The 20,223-nt window shown below is 71.6% G+C and carries 18 protein-coding genes and 1 pseudogene; 6 read left to right on the forward strand and 13 right to left on the reverse strand.

From position 1 onward, the window contains the following. The first annotated feature begins 7 nt into the window (after positions 1 to 7). Complete coding sequence (locus ACGFQC_RS23195) at positions 8 to 427, forward strand: DUF2809 domain-containing protein (RefSeq protein ID WP_363092694.1); 420 nt, start codon at positions 8 to 10, stop codon at positions 425 to 427. A gap of 147 nt (positions 428 to 574) precedes the next feature. Here ACGFQC_RS23195 and ACGFQC_RS23200 read toward each other — a convergent pair whose 3' ends face one another. The 4 genes from ACGFQC_RS23200 to ACGFQC_RS23215 form a co-directional block, all read right to left on the reverse strand. Further along, positions 575 to 1,309: a hypothetical protein gene (locus tag ACGFQC_RS23200; RefSeq protein WP_363092693.1), complete on the reverse strand. Its 735-nt coding sequence runs from the start codon at positions 1,307 to 1,309 to the stop codon at positions 575 to 577. A gap of 980 nt (positions 1,310 to 2,289) precedes the next feature. Then, positions 2,290 to 3,768 carry a glutamate--cysteine ligase gene (locus ACGFQC_RS23205; protein ID WP_363092692.1) on the reverse strand — a complete coding sequence of 493 codons (1,479 nt, stop codon included), beginning with the start codon at positions 3,766 to 3,768 and terminating at the stop codon, positions 2,290 to 2,292. Positions 3,769 to 3,869: 101 nt separating this feature from the next. After that, a complete protein-coding gene (locus ACGFQC_RS23210; RefSeq protein WP_363092691.1) occupies positions 3,870 to 4,124 on the reverse strand; it encodes an EF-hand domain-containing protein in 255 nt (84 codons plus the stop codon). 153 nt (positions 4,125 to 4,277) lie between these two features. Continuing rightward, on the reverse strand, positions 4,278 to 5,093 hold the full coding sequence (locus ACGFQC_RS23215; RefSeq protein ID WP_363092690.1) for an SAM-dependent methyltransferase: 816 nt from the start codon (positions 5,091 to 5,093) through the stop codon (positions 4,278 to 4,280). 384 nt (positions 5,094 to 5,477) lie between these two features. On the opposite strand from ACGFQC_RS23215, the gene ACGFQC_RS23220 reads away from it, so the two are divergent. Then, on the forward strand, positions 5,478 to 7,538 hold the full coding sequence (locus ACGFQC_RS23220) for a discoidin domain-containing protein (RefSeq protein WP_363092689.1): 2,061 nt from the start codon (positions 5,478 to 5,480) through the stop codon (positions 7,536 to 7,538). Between the two features lie 63 nt (positions 7,539 to 7,601). Next, the gene (locus ACGFQC_RS23225) at positions 7,602 to 8,192 is read left to right on the forward strand and encodes a TetR/AcrR family transcriptional regulator (protein ID WP_363092688.1); all 591 of its coding nucleotides are present in this window, start codon (positions 7,602 to 7,604) and stop codon (positions 8,190 to 8,192) included. A 582-nt stretch (positions 8,193 to 8,774) separates the two neighbouring features. Here ACGFQC_RS23225 and ACGFQC_RS23230 read toward each other — a convergent pair. Further along, on the reverse strand, positions 8,775 to 9,353 hold the full coding sequence (locus ACGFQC_RS23230; protein WP_363092687.1) for a hypothetical protein: 579 nt from the start codon (positions 9,351 to 9,353) through the stop codon (positions 8,775 to 8,777). Positions 9,354 to 9,684: 331 nt separating this feature from the next. Here ACGFQC_RS23230 and gndA point away from each other — a divergent pair, with 331 nt between their 5' ends. Beyond that, positions 9,685 to 11,127 carry an NADP-dependent phosphogluconate dehydrogenase gene (gene gndA, locus ACGFQC_RS23235; protein ID WP_363092686.1) on the forward strand — a complete coding sequence of 481 codons (1,443 nt, stop codon included), beginning with the start codon at positions 9,685 to 9,687 and terminating at the stop codon, positions 11,125 to 11,127. 45 nt (positions 11,128 to 11,172) lie between these two features. On the opposite strand, the gene ACGFQC_RS23240 is transcribed toward gndA, so the two are convergent. After that, the gene (locus ACGFQC_RS23240) at positions 11,173 to 12,618 is read right to left on the reverse strand and encodes a glyceraldehyde-3-phosphate dehydrogenase (RefSeq protein ID WP_363092685.1); all 1,446 of its coding nucleotides are present in this window, start codon (positions 12,616 to 12,618) and stop codon (positions 11,173 to 11,175) included. A gap of 257 nt (positions 12,619 to 12,875) precedes the next feature. Further along, positions 12,876 to 13,277, reverse strand: coding sequence for a DUF3291 domain-containing protein (locus ACGFQC_RS23245; RefSeq protein ID WP_363092684.1), 402 nt, complete (start codon positions 13,275 to 13,277; stop codon positions 12,876 to 12,878). 121 nt (positions 13,278 to 13,398) lie between these two features. Between ACGFQC_RS23245 and ACGFQC_RS23250 the strand changes: the two genes are divergently transcribed. Next, positions 13,399 to 14,016, forward strand: a complete 618-nt coding sequence (locus tag ACGFQC_RS23250; RefSeq protein ID WP_363092683.1) for a MerR family transcriptional regulator — start codon at positions 13,399 to 13,401, stop codon at positions 14,014 to 14,016. 212 nt (positions 14,017 to 14,228) lie between these two features. Next, a complete protein-coding gene (locus tag ACGFQC_RS23255) occupies positions 14,229 to 14,618 on the forward strand; it encodes an SseB family protein (protein ID WP_363092682.1) in 390 nt (129 codons plus the stop codon). Positions 14,619 to 14,676: 58 nt separating this feature from the next. On the opposite strand, the gene ACGFQC_RS23260 is transcribed toward ACGFQC_RS23255, so the two are convergent. The 6 genes and pseudogenes from ACGFQC_RS23260 to ACGFQC_RS23285 all read right to left on the reverse strand — a co-directional run bounded on the left by ACGFQC_RS23260 (position 14,677) and on the right by ACGFQC_RS23285 (position 20,001). Beyond that, the gene (locus ACGFQC_RS23260; protein ID WP_363092681.1) at positions 14,677 to 15,066 is read right to left on the reverse strand and encodes a MarR family transcriptional regulator; all 390 of its coding nucleotides are present in this window, start codon (positions 15,064 to 15,066) and stop codon (positions 14,677 to 14,679) included. Between the two features lie 94 nt (positions 15,067 to 15,160). Then, positions 15,161 to 15,503 (reverse strand): annotated as a pseudogene (locus ACGFQC_RS23265) (VOC family protein). A gap of 271 nt (positions 15,504 to 15,774) precedes the next feature. Then, positions 15,775 to 16,806 (reverse strand): LacI family DNA-binding transcriptional regulator, encoded by a 1,032-nt coding sequence (locus tag ACGFQC_RS23270; RefSeq protein WP_363092680.1) that lies wholly within the window; start codon positions 16,804 to 16,806, stop codon positions 15,775 to 15,777. Beyond that, the gene (locus tag ACGFQC_RS23275) at positions 16,803 to 17,708 is read right to left on the reverse strand and encodes a carbohydrate ABC transporter permease (protein ID WP_363092679.1); all 906 of its coding nucleotides are present in this window, start codon (positions 17,706 to 17,708) and stop codon (positions 16,803 to 16,805) included. The genes ACGFQC_RS23270 and ACGFQC_RS23275 overlap by 4 nt, the downstream gene beginning before the upstream one ends. After that, positions 17,705 to 18,679 carry a sugar ABC transporter permease gene (locus ACGFQC_RS23280; protein WP_363092678.1) on the reverse strand — a complete coding sequence of 325 codons (975 nt, stop codon included), beginning with the start codon at positions 18,677 to 18,679 and terminating at the stop codon, positions 17,705 to 17,707. Before ACGFQC_RS23280 ends, ACGFQC_RS23275 begins: the two co-directional genes overlap by 4 nt. Next, complete coding sequence (locus ACGFQC_RS23285) at positions 18,676 to 20,001, reverse strand: extracellular solute-binding protein (protein ID WP_363092677.1); 1,326 nt, start codon at positions 19,999 to 20,001, stop codon at positions 18,676 to 18,678. The genes ACGFQC_RS23280 and ACGFQC_RS23285 overlap by 4 nt, the downstream gene beginning before the upstream one ends. Between the last annotated feature and the right edge of the window lie 222 nt (positions 20,002 to 20,223).

Here is a 20,223-nt window from a genome sequence, read left to right on the forward strand (position 1 = left end):
TGGCCGTATGGACGCTTCCAGAACCTGCGTGGGCACCGACAGCGAGACGAACCGCGTGCGTCTCGCGGCGGCCGTGTCCGCGGCGGTGGTCGTCGGCGCGGGACTGGGGCTCAGAGCCGTGGCGGGGGGAGACGTGGCCAAGTACGGCGGGGACGCCCTGTACACGCTCCTGCTGGTCGCCCTCGTCGTCCTGGTGGCGCCGCGGGTGACGGCACGGAGAGCCGGGGGCGTCGCGCTGGCCGTCAGCTGGGGGATCGAGTTCCTTCAGCTCAGCGGGCTTCCGGCGGAGCTCTCCCGGCACAGCACCGCCGCCCGCCTGGTCCTCGGTTCGACCTTCAACGCACCGGACCTGTTCTGGTACGCGGTCGGCGCGCTGGCCGGATGGCTCGTGCCGGCCGCCGTACCGCGGCTTGCGCGCCGGTCCTGAGCGGCCGGTGCCGTCCGGGCCGGGAGGCGGTGCGATCGCGCCGGCCCCCCGAAACGGCGGGACCGGCACGCCGGGGCCGTCACGTCACCCCCGCCCGGACCTCCCGGACCGTGGAGCCCTTCTGCGACGCCCCGAGAGGGATCGGCGTCAGCCCTGGCCGGCCGTGCCGCTCCCGCTCTTCAGCGAGGACAGGACCTGTGCCGTCAGCTTCTTCGCGCTCGCGGCCCCGTTGTCGGCACCGTCGGTGGACAGCACGCTGACGACGGCCGTGCCCGCGCGGGCGGCGATCAGCGTGGTGCCGCTCTCCCACGCGTCGTTGGTGAGGGTGATGGTGTACGCCCCGTCCCCGAGCCCGGGCGTGGCGGCACCGGTCACCGTCACCGTGCTGTGGGTGTCGGAGTCCGGGTAGGTCGGGCAGGCGGCGACCACGTCCGCCAGGCCCTTCAGCACGTCCGAGGCGGTGGTGCCGCGGTAGACGTCGATCTCCTGGTCGAGTTCGGCGGACGTGCTCTGGTTGATGTAGGAGTTCTGGGCGAACGAGACACCTTCCACCCCGGTGAGGCTGATCCAGCTCGTGGCCCCCAGGTCGGCGCAGTGCGGCTCGGCGGAGTCGTGGGTGGCCGGTGCCTGGTAGGTGTCCCCGGTGTCGCGGGCGAGGCTCGGGTCGGCGACGAAGCCGGAGGGGAAGTACGAGGCGGGCGCCAGTGCCTCCTTCAGCTGTGCCCCCGTCAGGAGACCGGCGTCGGGGTCCTTGGCCTGTGACGGTGACCCGGCCGCGGGAGACGCGCCGGTGGAGCCCGCGGACTCGGCGGAGCACGCGACCAGGGCCAGGGGAAGTGCCGCGACGGCGAGCAGTTTGGCGGCAGGGGACGGGAGACGCATGGAATTCCTCGAAACCGAAGTGCATGGGCGCCGGGTCCGGGTGGGGGTTGGGGACGGGCGTGCCACAAAAGCACGAGTGGTCCCCGGGGCCGGGCCGACGGGGACGGAAGATCACCGAGCCCGGAGTGACCATAGAAGGGTGTAGGCCACAGATTGATCACCGGTTGCTCAAAGTGGAGTCAAAACTTCCGCTTCCTCCGGGGTTCTGCCAATGCTTGGGGAGGCGAGGCCTCGAGGGTCCGGGCCACGTGGTGAGCGGCGCACCGCCGCGGTGGTCGGTCCGGTCGTGGCGGAACACCGGTCGGGTCGACCCTGATGCCGGCCACGCCGCCGCCGTAGTTCCGGCCGGGCCGGGCGGCCGATACCTGTCGGTGGTGGAGTTTGCCCCTACTTCCTGAGGAAATAAGCCAGTTGGGCATCGGAACGGGAGCCGCTGGAAGGCGTCGGCGGGCCGGACCGACGCTCCGCGGACGACCGGACCCGGAAGGGCCGCGCTCCGGATCGCCCTGGGAGGGGAGGAGCGTCGTGCCGCAGTCCGACGACGAGTGCCAGGCCGTCCTTCAGGGACGGTTTCCGCCCGGCGATCCTCGACCCGCGCGGTCTCGCCGGCGCCGCCGTACCGGGGCCCGGTGGACGCTGGCGTCCGGGGTCACCGCCCTGGTCACCGGTGTTGCCTTGGCCGAGGGCCTGCTCATCGCCGCGGGACTGGTCCTGGCCGGCGTCGGCGTACACCTGTTCGACATGCCGGACGTGCAGGCCGGGGGCCCCGATCGGCCTTCCGGCTGAGAGCACGGTCCGAGTGGACGACGGCCGGGTGCCCCAGAACCGTCCTCCGCTCCGCCCTCGTACCCGTGAGGTCGGCCGTCTCGGCCACCGCGAGGCCGTGCACCGCCGTCGGTTCCACGGTGTGGGTGTCGTTCCGGTGGTCGCGGGAGACCCCGGGCCGTCACCGCGCGCCTGCCTGCCGACCGGCTCTCCCGTCAGTCCACCGGCCAGGTGTGCGCCGGGGCGTTGAGATGCATGTAGTCGATGTACTGCCGTGTCATGCGCCGCAATGCCTCGTCGCGTCCGACACCGGGGGAGGCGGCCAGGTGATGGAACATCTCCTTCTGCCAGACCGCGCCGTTACGGGCCGTGACGCACCGCTGCTCGATGACGCCGAGCAGGGGCTCCCGCCAGGCCGCGTTCATCCCGGTCAGCTCCAGCCCCCGGTGCGCCAGCGGCAGCAGCCGGCGCAGGACCAGCTCGGGCACCGGCACCTCGCCCATCCCCGGCCAGTACAGGGCCGCCTCGATGCCGTGCCGGGCCGCCGTGTGCAGGTTCTCCTCGGCGGCCGCGAAGGACATCCGGGACCACACCGGCCGTTCCTCCTCCACCAGGGCGCGGGTCAGACCGTAGTAGAAGGCGCCGTTGGCCAGGGTGTCGGCGACGGTCGGGCCGGCGGGCAGTACCCGGTTCTCCACCCTGACGTGCGGGGTGCCGTCGGCGACCGCGTACACCGGGCGGTTCCAGCGGTAGATGGTGCCGTTGTGCAGGGTCAGCTCGGCCAGCTCGGGGACGTCGCCGCGCTCCAGCGTCTCCGTCGGGTCCTGCTCGTCGCACAGCGGCAGGAGCGCGGGGAAGTAGCGCAGGTTCTCCTCGAACAGGTCGAAGACGCTGGTGATCCACCGCTCCCCGAACCACACCCGGGGCCGTACCCCCTGCACCTTGATCTCCTGCGGACGGGTGTCGGTGGCCTGCTCGAACAGGGGGATCCGGGTCTCGTGCCACAGTTCCCTGCCGAACAGGAACGGCGCGTTGGCGGCCAGCCCGATCTGCACGCCGGCGATGGCCTGCGCCGCGTTCCAGTACGCGGGGAACTCCTCCGGGGGGACCTGGAGGTGGAACTGGGTGCTGGTGCACGCGGCCTCCGGGGTGATCGTGTCCGCGTACGTGCGCAGCCGGTCGACGCCGTCCACCTCGATGCGCAGGTCCTCGCCCCGCGCCGCGAACACCTGGTCGTTGAGCAGCCGGTAGCGGGGGTTCTCCGACAGCGCCGCCTCGCCGATGTGCTCCTGGCGCAGCGTCGGCAGGATACCGATCATGATCAGCCGTGCGCCGACCGACCTGGCCCGCTCGTCGGCGTGGTTCAGCGCGGCACGGATCTCGGACTCCCACGCGTCGGGGCCGCCCTCCGTCAGACGGCGCGGCGGCACGTTGATCTCGAGGTTGAACCGGCCCAGCTCGGTGTCCCAGGCCGGGTCCGCGATCGCCTCCAGCACGTCGCCGTTGCGCATCGCCGGCTCGGCCGCGTCGTCGACGAGGTTCAGCTCGATCTCCAGCCCGACCCGGGGCCGCCCGGACGCGAACCGGGTCTCGCGCAGCATCTGGGCGAACGCGTCGAGGCACTCCTGCATCTTGATCCGGTACCGGCGCCGGTCCTCGCGCGTGAAGACCATCGCCGGGACGTCCCGTCCCATGGGGCCTCCCGGGGTCCGGGTCTGTCTCGGGCAGCTCTCTCCCGTCCAGCGTCGCACCACCGGGCGCCCCCGACCACGTGAGCCGGGCGCCGGCTCCGGTGTCAGCTCCAGCCGAAGCGGCGGTCCACGACCGCCGTGAACTCCTCCAGGCTGAGCACCGCGTCCCCGTTCTGGTCGGCCGCGTCGAACAGGGCGGAGGAGGCGTCGGCGTCCCCCAGCGCCCAGGGCGGCAGATCCCCGGCGGCGGCCAGGGTGGGCCCTTTCGTGCGCAGCGCGGTGATCACCTCCGCGCGGGTCAGCGTCCCGTCGGCGTCGAGGTCGAGTGCCTCGAACAGCTTGCGTGCCTTGTCGCTCATGATGCTTCCCCGTTCACGATGTCTGCTGATCCCTGATCCCTGATCCCTGATCCCTGATCCCCGGTCGCCGGCGGGCGGGAAGGCCCCGGCCCGCTCCCGGACGGCAGCGCTCGTGCTCCCGCCCGGGCTCCCTGCCGCCGGTACCGTGGCGGGTCACGGCTTGCGGGCGAGGCCTCCGTGCTCGGCGATGATCTCCGGGGCGGTCGCGGAGGGGGCCGGACGCCACAGGGGCACGGAGACCACGCCGGGCTCGATCAGCTCCAGCCCGTCGAAGAACGAGGTGATCTCCTCGACGGTCCGCAGGTTGTACGGGACGGCGCCGCTGGCGTTGTAGGCGTCCTGGGCCGCCTCGAAGACCGGGTCGACGCCTCGGGAGCCGTCGTTGATCGAGAGGTAACTGCCCGACGGCAGGGCCCCCATGAGCCGGGTCACCAGCTCGCGCCCCCGGTCGTAGTCGGCCACGTGACCGAGGATGTTGCTCAGGATGAGGGCGGTGGGCCGGCTGAGGTCCAGCGTCTCGGCCGCCGCCGCCAGGATGCGGTCCGGGTCGAGGACGTCGGCGTCGATGTAGGCGGTCGCGCCCTCGGGGGTGGAGTAGAGCAGGGCGCGGGCGTGCGCCAGGACCATCGGGTCGTTGTCGACGTAGACGATCCGGGCCTCGGGGGCGATCCGCTGGGCGACCTCGTGGGTGTTCTCGGCGGTCGGCAGGCCGGTGCCGATGTCCAGGAACTGCCGGATCCCCGCCTCGGACACCAGGTACGTGATGTTGCGGCGCAGGAAGGCCCGACTGCTGCGGGCGATGGTGACGATGCCGGGGAAGACGGCGGTGTAGGCGTCGCCGGCCTCCTCGTCCACGGGGTAGTTGTCCTTCCCGCCGAGCCAGTAGTTCCAGATCCGGGCCGAGTGCGGCACCGAGGTGTCGATCTTCTGGTGCACAGACGATCCGGGCGTCGTCGCTGAGTCGCTCATGGGTGGCGTCCGTCTTTCAGCCGAGGCGTGCAGGTTTCACCGCACAACGTACGTCCCAACGGCCACGGCATGCACACCAGTTCACCTCTTCGAACGACTCGGCTTCACGACGCCGCGTTTCACGACGCCGCGTTTCACGACGCCGCGCTCCGCGTGCGGCGCGGCCGTTCCGTGACGCCCGCTCCGCGTGCGGCGCGCCGGCTCCGCTCCGCCCGCCCCGTCAGGTCGGTCGTCCCGGACCCTTGACTCATGACCCGCCGGTGGCGATCCTCATCGCATCTCTTGCGCGGTCATGACAATTCCGTGAGCGTTCCGGGCGTCCCCGGACCCCCGGCGTCCCCCGGCTCGTCACCGCGCGCTCCCGCCGACCGAGGGACGTGGGCAGTGACCAGTACCGGCCGCCCGTACCGCAGACACCGGCGGATCACCGTCGTGTCGTTGCTCCTGCTCGTGCTCTCCACGACCTTCGGCCCGACGCCGAGTTCGGCGGCCGGGGCCGACTGGTGGAACCCGGCCGCCCGGTCCGCCCCCGACTCCGGGATCGACGTCACCGGGGAACCGTTCACCGGGACGAACGCGCAGGGGGAGGTGCGCGGCTTCGTCGACGCGCACGACCACCTGTTCGCCAACGAGGCCTTCGGTGGACGCCTCATCTGCGGCAAGGTCTTCTCCGAGGCGGGTGTCGCCGACGCGCTCAAGGACTGTCCCGAGCACTACCCCGACGGCTCCCTCGCGATCTTCGACTACATCACCAGGGGCGGCGACGGCAAGCACGACCCGGTCGGCTGGCCCACCTTCGAGGACTGGCCGGCGCACGACTCGCTGACCCACCAGCAGAACTACTACGCCTGGGTGGAGCGGGCCTGGCGCGGCGGCCAGCGGGTGCTCGTCAACGACCTCGTCACCAACGGCGTGATCTGCTCGGTGTACTTCTTCAAGGACCGCAGTTGCGACGAGATGACGTCGATCCGCCTCCAGGCGAAGCTGACGTACGACCTCCAGGCCTACGTCGACACGATGTACGGCGGCGCCGGCAAGGGCTGGTTCCGGATCGTCACCGACAGCGCCCAGGCCCGCCAGGTGATCGCGCAGGGCAAACTCGCGGTGGTCCTCGGCGTCGAGACCTCGGAGCCGTTCGGCTGCAAGCAGGTCCTCGACATCGCGCAGTGCGACGAGGAGGACATCGACAAGGGCCTGGACGAGCTGTACGCGCTCGGCGTGCGCAGCATGTTCCTGTGCCACAAGTTCGACAACGCGCTGTGCGGCGTCCGCTTCGACGAGGGCGGCCTCGGAACCGCCATCAACGTCGGGCAGTTCCTGTCCACGGGCACCTTCTGGAAGACGGAGAAGTGCACCGGCCCGCAGCACGACAACCCCATCGGCGCCGCGGCCTCCGGGGCGGAGAAGGACCTGCCGGCCGGCGTCGAGGTCCCCGCCTACGACGAGAACGCCCGGTGCAACGTCCGCGGGCTCAGCGCCCTCGGCGAGTACGCCGTGCGCGGCATGATGAAACGCAAAATGATGCTCGAGGTCGACCACATGAGCGTCAAGGCCACCGGCCGCGTCCTCGACATCTTCGAGTCCGCCTCCTACCCCGGCGTGCTCTCCTCGCACAGCTGGATGGACCTCGACTGGACCGAGCGGGTCTACGGCATCGGCGGCTTCGTCGCCCAGTACATGCACGGCTCCGAGGCGTTCAGCGCGGAGGCGAAGCGCACGGACGCCCTGCGCGACAAGTACGGCGTCGGCTACGGCTTCGGCACCGACATGAACGGCGTCGGCGGCTGGCCGGCCCCCCGTGGCGCGAACACCTCCAACCCGGTGACGTACCCCTTCCGCAGCGTCGACGGAGGGTCCGTCATCGACCGGCAGACCACCGGCGACCGCACCTGGGACCTCAACACCGACGGAGCCGCCCACTACGGCATGGTCCCCGACTGGATCGAGGACATCAGACTGGTCGGCGGCCAGGACGTGGTCGACGACCTGTTCCGCGGCGCCGAGTCCTACCTCGACACCTGGGGCGGCACCGAGACGCACCGGGCGGACGTGAACCTCGCCGAGGGCGCCGCCGCGAAGGCCAGTTCGCAGGAGTGGAGCCCCTTCACCAGCTACGCGGCGGGCCGCGCCGTCGACGGCGACCCCGGCACCCGCTGGGCCGGCTACTGGAGCGACGACCAGTGGCTGCAGATCGACCTCGGCGCCACGCACCTGGTCGGACGCGTGACCCTCGACTGGGAACGCGCGTACGGCAAGTCGTACCGGATCCAGCTCTCCACCGACGGCCAGAACTGGCGGACGGCCTGGTCCACGGCCTCCGGTGACGGCGGCCTGGACACGGCTCGTTTCACCGGCACCCCCGCCCGCCACGTCCGGGTGCAGGGCCTGGCACGCGGCACGCAGTGGGGGTACTCGCTGCACGAGGTCGGCGTGCACAGCGGCTGACCTCCCACCCCGGCCCGCCCGCCTGCCCGCGGGCGGGCCGCCACGAGCACGAAGGACACGCACATGGCGCGGATGCCGTCGGCCGAACGGCGCCGACAGCTCACCGAGGCGGCGATCCGGGCGATGGCCCGCGACGGCGTCGCCGGGACGACGACCCGGTCCATCGCCGCCGAGGCGGGCGTGTCCCTGAGCGTCTTCCACTACTGCTTCGACTCCAAGCAGGCCCTCGTCGAGTCCGTCATCACGGCGATCACCGACCACTACGTCAGGGTCGTCCGGGAGGCGATCCGGCCGCGGGCCACGCTGGAGGAGACCGTCCGGGCCGGCTTCCAGGCGTACTGGGACCACGTCCGAGCCCATCCCGACGAGCACATGCTCACCTACGAACTGACCCAGTACGCCCTGCGCCGACCGGGGTTCGAGCATCTCGCACGACGCCAGTACGAGCTGTACGCCGACACCTACGCCGAACTCATCGAGCAGTTGCGCGCGAGCACGGACCTCGGGCTGCGCGTGCCCGTCCTGGCCCGCTACCTGGCCGCCATGACCGACGGGCTGACCCTCGACTACCTGGTCCTCGGGGACGAAGCCGTCTGGGCCGGCGTCCTCGACACCGTCACCGCCCACATCGCCGGCCTGGTGCGGCCCCCGTGACGGACCGTCACCCGGCCGAGGGGCGGGTACGGCGACGCGGCGCCTCCGGGCTTCGCCGTTTCCGGCGCCACGGATTCCCGGACGGTCTCGGGGGCAGGGACTTCCGGCTTCACCAACCCCGGCGTCACGGCGTCACGGTGTCACGGCCTCACCGGTCCCCGCTTGACCAGCCCCCGGCGGAACCCGCTCTCGGCTCCACTCGCGAGTACCCGCACCCGCCTCCGCGCCCGCGCCCGCGCCCGCGCCCCCGCTCCCGTCCCCGTCCCCAGGCGATCAGTGCCCGCCCGGGGCCCAGCAAGTCCCAGCTGTGGACCGTGCGGCTCGGCGAGAGGGCCTGCAGCTCGTGTCCCGCAGCTGGTACAGGGCGGACGCGGGCGCGCCGCCGCAGGACGGGCAGGCCCGCCGTCAGCCACCGGGTGGCCGCCGCCGACAGGGGAGGGATCTGCGCGCGCTGATGGCCGTCCGAGCCACGTACGGGGGAGGGGACCTGCGAGACCGTGGCCCGCCCTCCCCGCGTGAGGGCGTGGCCGAGGGCTCGCGAAAGACGTGGCTTCGGCCGTACGCCGGCCGTGGCCGTCGGGCTCAGTGGCGCAGCAGGTAGCGGGTGAGCAGGGAACGGGCCCGGTCCGGGCTGACACCCAGCGCCGTGCCGACGGACGCCCAGGACAGCTCGTCGTCGCGCACCGCCTGGGCCGCCTCCTGCCCGATGTCGGGCAGTAGCCGTTCCAGCGTGGTCACGGCCTTGAGCGCGGCCACCGGGGCCCGCTCGGTCAGAGCGGTCAGCTGCTCCTCCAACTGGTGGATCAGGTACGTGAGCTGGTCCGGAAGCGGCACGGTCCGGCGCTCGACGGCACGGATGTGCACCCTCCAGTCACTGCGCGCGGCGGAGACGTCCAGGTCGTGGAGCCGGCCGTCGGCCGTCCACACTCCGTCGATCGGATGGGTCTCGCCGCGCCAGCCGCACGCGCAGGCCGCGCGGAAGCCGGCCGCTCTCGGGCGGCGGAGCCTTCCGTCGTACGCCCACCACTCACTGGTCTCCAGCACACTGGCGGCGCTGCTGCCGAAGTCCAGGTACACCGGCTTGGGCTCGCTGCCGTCGGCCAGGACCGCGCCCGCGATGCCCTCGTGGGACTCCCCGAACTCCTCCGTCGTCCAACCCACCGCGTCCTCCCCCTTGTCCGTCGCCTGCCCCGGGAGGGACGCCACCGCACGGCGAGGGGCGCCCCGGAGACGAACATGCCCCGGGCAGGCCACCGGTGAACCGTCCGCCCCAGGCGTTCACCAGCCGGTCGGCGACCCGGAGGACGCGCCCGCGAGGCAGGACTTCGACGAGGGCGGCCGCCGGCCGGCGCGTTCCCCGGTTCCGCCATCGAGACGATCCGGCCTCCCAGCCGTATCTGGGGCACGAGGGGCCGTGCGCCCCCGGCATCACCGTCGAGCCAGCCGAGCCAGTCGAGTCAGTAGAGCCAGTCGATCCAAGGGAATTCGCCTCATGAACGCAACCGCCGCCATCGGTGTCACCGGTCTCGGTGTGATGGGCCGCAACCTCGCGCGGAACTTCGCCCGCAACGGGTACACCGTCGCCGTCCACAACCGCACCGCCGGCCGCACCCGTGCGCTCGTCGAGCAGTTCGGCCACGAGGGCGCGTTCGTCGCGGCGGAGACGGCGCGGGAGTTCGTCGCCGCGCTCGAACGACCCCGCCGACTGATGATCATGGTGCAGGCGGGTGCCGTCACGGACGCCGTCATCGACGAGTTCGCCCCGCTCCTGGAGCCCGGCGACATGATCATCGACGGGGGCAACGCCCACTTCGCCGACACCCGCCGCCGCGAGGAGGCCCTGCGCGCGCGTGGCCTGCACTTCGTCGGCACCGGCGTCTCCGGCGGCGAGGAGGGCGCCCTCGACGGGCCGTCGATCATGGTCGGCGGCTCGGCCGAGTCGTACGACGTGCTCGGGCCGATGTTCGAGGCGGTCAGCGCGCGGGTCGGCGGCGAGCCCTGCGCCGCGCACGTCGGCACAGACGGCGCCGGGCACTTCGTCAAGATGGTCCACAACGGCATCGAGTACGCCGACATGCAGCTCATCGCGGAGGCCTACGACCTGCTGCGCCAGGTCGCCGGGTACACCCCGGCCGAGATCTCCGACATCTTCCGCGGCTGGAACCAGGGGCGGCTCGGTTCCTACCTCATCGAGATCACCGCGGAGGTCCTCGCCCACACCGACGAGGCCACCGGAGCGCCGTTCGTGGACATCGTGACCGACGCGGCCGGGCAGAAGGGCACCGGCCGCTGGACCGTGCAGACCGCCCTCGACCTCGGCTCGCCGGTCACCGCCATCGCCCAGGCCACCTTCGCCCGTGCCGCCTCCGGCCAGGCCGACCTGCGCGCCGCGTACTCCGGACTGCCCGGCGGCACCACCCCCGTGATCAGCCGCACGGAGGCCGCGCGCTTCGCCTCGCAGGTGGAGCACGCCCTGTACGCCTCCAAGGTCATCGCCTACGACCAGGGCTGGAAGATGATCCAGGACGCGGCGGGCGAGTACGGCTGGAAGATCGACCTGGGCGCGGTCGCCCGGATCTGGCGCGGCGGCTGCATCATCCGCGCCTCGTTCCTGGACCGCATCCGCACCGCGTACACCGCCGACCCCGAACTGGTCAGTCTGCTCGGGGAGATGGAGTTTGCGATGGAGATCACCGACGCCCAGGTGCCCTGGCGCGAGACGGTGGCCTCCGCGGCCCGCCGGGGCATTCCGGTCCCCGCGTTCTCCGCCGCCCTCGCGCACTACGACACCCTGCGCGCCGGCCGGCTCCCCGCGGCCCTGCTCCAGGGCCAGCGCGACTACTTCGGCGCGCACACCTACGGCCGTACCGACCGCCCCGGCGCCTTCCACACGCGGTGGGCCGAGCCCGGCCGCCCGGAGACGGTCTCGGGCTGAGACGCACGACGTGTCCGGCCCGGCGGAACCGGGCCGGACCGCCGGTCAGGCGCGCGGCGCCGGGAACGTCGGGTACTCGACGCCCGACACGTGCTGGACGACGCGGACGACCTGGCAGGAGTAGCCGAACTCGTTGTCGTACCAGAGGTAGAGGATCGCGTTGTCGCCCTCCACCTTCAGGGCGCCGGCGTCGACGATCGAGGCGTGGCGCGAGCCGATGAAGTCGCTGGAGACCGCGTCGGGGGCGCTGATGAAGTCGATCTGGCGCTTCAGCGGCGAGGTCAGCGAGACGTCCCGCAGGTAGTCGAGGACCTCCTCGCGGCCGGCCTCGCGGGCCAGCTGGAGGTTGAGGATCGCGATCGACACGTCCGGCACCGGTACCCGGATCGAGCTGCCGGTGATCCGCGCGCCGAGGTCGGGCAGGGCCTTGGCGACGGCGGAGGCGGCACCCGTCTCGGTGATGACCATGTTGAGCGGCGCGGAGCGGCCCCGGCGATCGGACTTGTGGTAGTTGTCCAGCAGGTTCTGGTCGTTGGTGAACGAGTGGACGGTCTCCACGTGGCCGCGCAGCACGCCGTACTCGTCCGCCATCGCCTTCAGCGGCGGGACGATCGCGTTGGTGGTGCAGGACGCGCAGGACAGGATCCGCTCGTCCGGCTTGACCGTGTCGTGGTTGACGCCGTGCACGATGTTGGGGACGTCGCCCTTGCCGGGCGCGGTCAGCACGACCTTGTCGATGCCGGGACGCAGGTGCTTCGACAGCCCCTCGCGGTCGCGCCACTTGCCCGTGTTGTCGATGAGGATGGCGTCGGTGATGCCGTAGGCCGTGTAGTCGACCTCGCTCGGGTCGTCGGCGTAGATCACCTTGATCTCGTTGCCGTTGGCGACGATGGTGCTGTTGTCCTCGTCGACGGTGATCGTGCCCTGGAACTGTCCGTGCACGGAGTCGCGGCGCAGCAGCGACGCCCGCTTGACGAGGTCCTGCTCGCCGCCCCCGCGTACCACGACGGCGCGCAGCCGCAGGCCGTTGCCGGACCCGGACTTCTCGATGAGCAGGCGGGCGACGAGGCGGCCGATGCGGCCGAAGCCGTACAGCACGACGTCGCGCGGCTCCCGGCGTTCGATCTTGTGGGCGCCGGTGGCACCGGCGACGGCCTCGGCGGTGAACTCCGGCACCGACAGACCGTGGTCGTCCGCCCGGTAGTGCTCGGCGAGCAGGCCGATGTCGATCTGCGACGGGCCGAGGTCGAGCGCGGTGAGGGCCTGCAGGAACGGCAGGGTCTCCGTGACCGAGAGTTCCTCACCGGCGATCTGCCGGGCGAAGCGGTGGGTCTTGAGGATGCTCACCACCGACTTGTTCACCAGGGAGCGGCTGTGCAGCAGGACGGTGACGTCCCGCTCCCGGTGGAGTTTCCCGATCATCGGGATCATCGACTCCGCGATCTCCTCGCGGTTCTTCCAGTTGGTGAACGAGTCGTCGTTGACAGTCACAGGATTCTCTTTCGAGCTAGGTGGCGCTCATATGCTAACCACCTCCTCCTTCGATCATTCAAGCGGCCCCCCGCTCAGGTGTGCGCAGGTCGCCGGAGGTGTCCCGCCGCCCGCTTTCCGGGGGCCCGGGCCGCGCCTTCGGGTGTCCGAGCGGCACGCGTCGCCGGCCCTCGACGGGGCGGCGGCAGGGGCCCCGTCGAGGACGGGCGGGGCGCGGTCGTGGCGGGCCCCCTTCCCGGGAGGGGTCGGCCGGGGTCTCAGGCGCCGGCGCGTCCCTGCTCGGCGAGCCGGCGGCGGGCGTCCGCCCAGTCGACGGGCAGTCCGGCGGCCGGGACCCGCCAGAACGTGAACGCCGAAGCCTTCGTCGTGGAGCGAAGCCCGGTCATGACCGACCGGTGCGGCTCGGTGCGCGCGTACCGGTACAGGGCCTCCTCGCTCTCCCAGGCCGACAGGGTCCAGAAGGTGCGTTTGAAGGGCTGGGCGACGAGCGAGGCACCGTACGCGCCCGGCGCGCGGGTGACCTGCCTCCACGCGCCGAGGGAATTCAGGAAGAAGCGCGGGACGTCCTTGAGGGAGCGGACCTCGAAGCGGGAGGCCATGACGAAGGCCTCGGCGCCGGGGGCGGGCTCGTCGACCGTGGTCCAGGGCAGGGTGGGCATGGCTGTGCCCTTCCGTGAGGCAGGCGGGACAGGGGGAGGGATCCATGGCGAAGCCATTGGATACCTTCACTATCCATGTTAGACAGTGGAGGTATCCAATTTCCAGAGCGGAGCCGTCCCGATGCGCATGTCCGAGCTGAGCCGCCGCAGCGGCGTCTCCGTCACGACGATCAAGTACTACCTCCGCGAGGGCCTCCTCCCGCCCGGCCGGCAGACCTCCGCGACCCAGGCCGAGTACGACGACCAGCATCTGCGCCGCCTGTGCCTGATCCGGGCGCTGACCGGTGTGCGGGGGCTGTCCGTCACCACCACCCGCGAGGTGCTGGACGCGCTGACGGCGCACACCGGCGACACCCACGCCCTGCTCGGCCTCACCCTGGGCTCCGTGTCACTGTCCGGCGATTCCCCCGCACAGGACCCGGCGGCCGGTGAGGTCGGGGCGCTCGTCGAGGAGCTGGGCTGGCGCGTGCACGAGGCGGCGCCCGCCCGCGCCACCCTCGCCGAGGCCCTGACCTCGCTGCACTCGCTCGGCGTGTCGGTGGACCGGCACACCCTGCTGGCCTACGCCCGGCTCGCGGAACGGATCGCCGTCCTCGACCTCGACCAGCTCGACGGCCTCACCGACCCGTTGGAGACCGCCGAACGGGCCCTGCTGCTGACCGTCCTGCTGGAACCCGCCCTGATGGCGCTGCGCCGCATGGCCCAGGAGAACGAGTCGGCCCGGCGTCACACGCCGTAGGGGCGGCACAGCGCGCCGCGAGGGCGGCACCGCGCGCCGTGGGAGAAGTGTCGCGCGGTGCGGAGGCGGCGTCCCGTGGCGTGAGGCGGACGGCGGGCGGGACGAGGCGGACGGCGGGCAGGGTGAGGCAGGTGGCCGAATAACCGATTGCCCGCCGGTGGACGGGGTACGCGTGGCCGGACCCGCCAACCACCGCTACCCGGGGAGTTGCCATGGAGACACCCGCCCACGACACCGCCGCCGCGCGGGCGCTGGACGCGCTGGCCAGGGACACCGGCGACACGACCGCGCTGGACACCCTCGCGCACTGCGAGGTCCTGGTACCGGTGCCCGAGGACGCCGCCGACGAGGACGTGACCAATCCCAGCATGCTGGCCCTGCCCGTCCTGGAGCAGCCGGGCACGACGCCCGTCGTCCCGGTCTTCACCTCCGAACCCGAGATGGTCGACCTGCTCCCGGGGGTGGACCGCTACCGCCTGGTGCCCCTCGGAGCACTGGCCCACCAGTGGCCGGAGGGCGAGCTGTCCCTCTCCATCGACGCCGCGGGCGACCACCCGCTGACCCTCACCTCGGAAGGGGTGCGCACCCTGCTGGCCCGCTGAACCCGGTCGTCACACGGCCGTCGGCCCCGGGGTGCCGCACCCGCCCGCCGCGCCGGGCTCAGCCGGCCAGCATGCGGGTCAGCACCGCGCGCTGGAGCGGCAGCACCTCGTCGTGCAGGGCCCGGCCCTTCGGGGTGAGGGCGACCCACACCCCGCGCCGGTCCTCCGTGCAGACGGAACGCTCCACCAGGCCGTCCTTCTCCAGCCGCCCTATGAGGCGCGAGAGCGCGCTCTGGCTCAGATGGACGCGCCCGACGAGGTTCTGCACCCGGCAGTGGTCGCCCGGCCGGGGCGCCTCGGCGGCCAGGATGTCGAGCACCTCGAAGTCGCTCGCCCCGAGGCCGTGGGGATGCAGTACGCGGTCGATCTCGCACGTCGTCCGCGCGTGCACCGACAGAATGTCCCGCCACCGGTCCTCGAGGTCCGTTCCGGCCGTCTCCGCTGCCATACCTGCACGGTAACACCGGGAACCCATTTTATTTACGGTGCAACTAGTGCGGGTGCAAGGGAATCGCGGACCGCGCGGGAGGCGGGAGAAGGACTCAGGAGGCCGCCGGGTCCTGGGGCATCCCGACGAGGTTCCCCTCGGCGTCCTTCACGAAGGCGATCAGCCTGCCGCCGCCGACGTCCCGCACGTCCTGGAGCACCTCCGCCTCCACCGGCGCCTCCGTGTCCGGATGTCGGCGACCTGCCAGTACGGCACGGGGCCGGTCATGCCCTTGGCGCGGCCGTTGGGGTCGAGCCCGACGGCCTGCCCCGCCGACCCGAAACCGACGCGGTAGCTCTCGTCGGGGTGGGGTTCGACCTCGAGCAGCGCCCGGAACAGGGCCTTCGCCCGGTCGAGGTCCTTGACGGGGGGATGACGGTCCGCAAGCCGGTCTTCACCGTGCGCGCTCCTCGCCGAGGTGGGGACCGACGGACGCCGTCGGTGGTCCCACGTCAGGCGAGGACCGTACCGGGCGCTTCTGCGATCCCGGCCGGTCGGCGGCCGGCCGCGGCACGCACGGACCCGTGCCCGGCTCCCCCGCCGGTCCTCCGGGGCACGCGCACGCCCCAGCCGCCGCCCGCCACCGTTACGGCACCCGGGTGGGCCGGCTCCGCGAGGCCCCCGCCAGGTGCGCCCTCCGGTCCCGCCGTCCCCCGGCCCCGTCCGCCCTCACGTCGACTCGCGTGTGACCAGTTCCGTCGGAAGGATGACAGCGGCCGGGTCCTCGCCGCCGATCTGCGCGAGGAGGACGCGGACCATCTCGCTGCTGATCCGGTCCCAGGGCTGGCGGATCGTGGTGAGCGCGGGGACGGAGGAGGTGGCCGCGGGGGAGTCGTCGAAGCCGCCGACCGCGACGTCCTCCGGCACCCGGCGGCCCGCCTGCCGCAGCGCGGCCAGCACCCCCTGTGCCATCAGGTCGGACGCGACGAACACCGCGTCCAGGTCGGGGGCCTGCGCCAGCAGCCGCTCGGCGCCCGCCTCACCGCTCGCCCGGCTGTAGTCCCCGGACACGACCAGCCGCTCGTCGATCCCGATGCCCGCCTCGGTGAGCACCTCCCGGTATCCGGCGAGCCGCTCCACACCGCCGGGGGTGTCCAGCGGGCCCGTGACCACACCGATCCGGCGCCGGCCCCGGTCGAGCAGGTGGCGCACCATGTCCCGGGCGCCGTCGCGGTCGTCGGCGGCCACGTAGCTGACCTTCGACCCGATCCCGATCGGCTTGCCGCAGGCGACGAGCGGCACGCCCGCCTCCCGCAGTTCGGTGGCGATCGGGTCCCCGGAGTGGCTGGACACCAGCAGCACCCCGTCGACGTGCCCGGCGGTGATGTACCGGGTGATGCGCCGCCGCTCGTCGTCGGTCCCGGCCAGCATCAGCAGCAGGGGGACGTCGTGCGCGGCCAGTGCCTGGGTGCAACCCCGCAGCAGCACGTTGAAGTTGGGGTCCTCGAAGAACCGCTCCTGAGGCTCCGTCAGCAGGAAGCCGACGGAGTCGGAGCGGCCCGTGATCAGGGAGCGGGCGTGCCGGTTCACGACGTAACCCGTCCTGCGGATGGCGGCGTTGACCGCCTCCTGGGCGGTCGGACTGACGTAGTGGCCGCCGTTGAGCACGCGCGAGACGGTCCCTCGTGAGACCCCCGCCTCGCGCGCCACGTCGTGGATGGTCGGCGGCCTGCGCCTGCCCCCGGTGCTGCTCATGGTCATGACTTTACGGCCCCGGACAGCAGGTCCAGGCTCCAGAACCGCTGGATGGCCAGGAACAGCGCCACCAGCGGAAGCACCGCGAGGAACGCGCCGGTGATCACCAGGGTGTACAGGGCCGGGCTGCTGGCGCCCTGCTCCAGCAGCGTGAACAGCCCGAGCGTGATCGGGAACTTCTCGTCGTCGCTGAGCATGATGTACGGCAGCAGGAAGTTGTTCCACACGGCGACGAACTGGAACAGGAACACCGTCACCATGCCGGGGATCATCATCGGCAGCGCGATCCGGGTGAAGATCCGCCACTCGCTCGCCCCGTCCATCCGGCCGGCCTCCACCACGTCGCCCGGCACGGCCGCGGCCGCGTAGATGCGCGAGAGGTAGACGCCGTAGGGGGAGAGGATCTGCGGCAGCAGCACGGACCAGTAGGAGTCCGTGAGGTCGACCTTGGCCAGCAGCAGGTACTGCGGGACGGCCAGGATGATCGGCGGCATCAGCACGCCTGCCAGCAGGACGTTGAACATCGTCTCGCGGCCGCGGAAGCGGTACGTCGCCAGCGCGTAGCCGCTGAACGCGGACACGCACGTCGACAGCAGGGCGCCGAGACCGGCGTAGAGGGCGGAGTTGCCCATCCACTTCCAGTAGACGCCGTCGCGGTAGGCGTTCAGGTCCTCGATGTTGTCGGTGAAGCCACTGCCCGGCAGGAACGTGAAGGTGGAGAAGAGTTCGCTGCCCGACTTGGTGGACGCGATCACCACCCACGCCACCGGCAGCAGGCAGTACAGCGCGCCCAGCAGCAGCGTGATCGTGGGGACCAGGGCGATACGGCGGCGCAGCGGCGGGCGGCCGCGGTCGGTGCCCGTGGTGCCGGCCGCCGCCGGGGCCTTGTGGACGGCGAGAGAACTCACTGGGCTGCCCCCTGCTTGTTGCGACGGTTCGCGGCCCGCAGGAAGCCGAAGGACAGCAGCAGCGTGGCGACGGCGATGATCACGGCCTGGGCGGCCGCCGCGTGGATGTCACCGGTGCCGAACGCGTCCCGGTACACCTTCATCAGCGGACTCCACGTCGTGGAAACGGAGTTGGTGAGCGGCTTGAGGGTCGTCGGCTCGTTGAACACCTGGAGCGTGGCGATGATCGAGAAGAAGAAGGTCAGCACCAGCGAGGGCGCCACCATCGGGATCTTGATCCTGAGCGCGATCTGCAGCGGGGTGGCGCCGTCCAGCTTGGCCGCCTCGTACACCTCGGCCGGGATGGCCTGGAGCGAGGTGTAGATGACGATCATGTTGAAGCCGGTGCCGCCCCACACCGCGATGTTCGACAGGGCGAGGTACAGCGGGCCGCCGTCCAGCAGGTCCGGCTGCGGCAGGCCGAGCCGGTCCAGCACGAAGTAGAACGGGCTGACGTCCGGCAGGTACAGGAAGCCCCACAGCAGCGCCGCCACGACGCCGGGGATGGCGTACGGCAGGAAGATCGCGAGGCGGGTGAACGGGGCCAGCCGCACCCTGTCGGAGTCGAGCATCAGCGCGAAGACCAGGGCGAGGCCCAGCATCACCGGGACGACGATGCATCCGTAGCCGAGGACGCGCAGCGTGCCGTCCAGCAGCTCGCTGTCGGTGAAGGCGTCGGTGTAGTTCTCCAGGCCGGCCCAGACCTCCTTGCGGGCGCCGGAGCCCAGGCCGAGGCCGGACACCTTCACCTTGTGGAAGCTGAGCCAGAGCGCGTAGCCGATGGGCAGGGCGAAGAACAGGGCGAAGAGGACGGTCGCGGGGACGAGGAAGAGGTAGGGGGCGCTACGCGTCCGATCGCGGGTGGTGGCGTGAGACGGGGGGACGTACGGGGCCTCCTCGACCCCGTACGACGTCCGGCGTGCGCTGGTCACTCGGAGACCTCGAAGCCCTGCTTCTTCATGTCGGCGACGGTGTCCGCCTGCATCTTGTCCAGGGCGGCGGAGAAGTCCGACCTGTTCTTCGCGGCGGCGCCGAAGGCGTCCTTGAAGGTCGTGTAGGCGACGTTCACGTTCGGGCCCCAGGCCGAGGGAGCCGTGGTCTTCGCGATCTTCGCGGCGGTGGTGTAGAAGTCCGCCTGGTTCGAGAAGTACTCCGGCGGGTTGATGAAGGCGCCGCTGAGCTGGGCGGAGCTGGAGGCCGGGTAGATGCCGCTCTCCTTGGCCAGCGCGTTGAGCGCGTCACCGTCGGTGTTCAGCCAGGCGGCGAACTTCGCGGCGGCCTCCTTGTTCCCGGAGTCCGTGGTGACGGCGGTGGAGGAACCGCCCCAGCTGCCGGTGACGTCGTCGGTCTGCGACCACTGGGGGAGCGGGGCCATGGCCCACTTGCCCTTGGTGTCCGGGGCGGCGGTGGCCAGGGTGCCCGGCGCCCACACGGCGCTGACCCAGGCGATCTGCTTGCCGGTGTTGAGCGCCTTGTTCCAGGCCGGGGTGTACATCGGCTGGTTGTCGACGGCGCCCTCCTTGACGAGGCCGCCCCAGAAGTCGGCGACCTTCTTGGTGGCCGCGTCGTCGATGCCGACCTGCCACTTGTCGCCGGCGGTGGTCCACCACTTGGCGCCGGCCTGCTGGGCGAGGCCCGCGAAGAGTCCGGAGTCGTTGGCCGAGAAGGTGGTCAGGTCCGTGCCGGGGGCCTTCTTCTTCAGCGCGCGGGCGGTCTCGGCGAACTGCTCCCAGGTGGTGGGGACGGTCAGGCCGTACTTCTCGAACAGGTCCGCGCGGTAGTAGAACATCATCGGGCCGATGTCCTGCGGCACCGCGTAGACCGCGTCCGTGCCCAGCGTCGTCTGCTGCCAGACGCCGTCGGCGAACTTGCTCTTCGCGTCGCCGACGTTCTTCGCTATGTCCGCCAGCGCGTCGTTGCTGACCAGCGTCGGCAGCGCCTGGTACTCGGCCTGGACCAGGTCGGGGGCCTTGCCCGCCTTGTGTGCGGTGAGGATCTTGGTGACCAGGGTGTCGCCGGAGGCCTGCTTCTTCACCGTGACGGTGATCTGCTCCTTCTTGCCCGGCCCCTTGTTCCACAGGTCCACGACCTTGTCCATGCCGGGCGTCCACGTCCAGTACGTGAGCGAGACCGGCCCCGACCGGGCCTCGTCGTCGTCGGACGACCCGCAGGCGGCGAGTGCGGTGGCGCCGAGCGCGACGGCGACGGCGGACGCTGCGACCTTGAAGAGCCGCCGGCGCTGGGTGTTGGGCATGGGTTTCTCCCCTGACCGGGGTTCCCGCCTGCTGCGGGAACCTGCCATGCGTCACATGAACCGGTGTCCTCGCCCGTCGCGAGGCCCTGCCATGCTTCTGTGAGCGTTCACAGTAGAGAAACATCCCGGACACTTGTCAATGGTTGTTGCTGTGCGGTTATGTTGGGCTCACGCCACCAAAACCGTGTGTGCACGTTCCCAAATGATCGATCAATCGGGAGA

Source organism: Streptomyces sp. NPDC048734, assembly GCF_043198675.1.
In the GTDB taxonomy this organism is placed as follows: domain Bacteria; phylum Actinomycetota; class Actinomycetes; order Streptomycetales; family Streptomycetaceae; genus Streptomyces.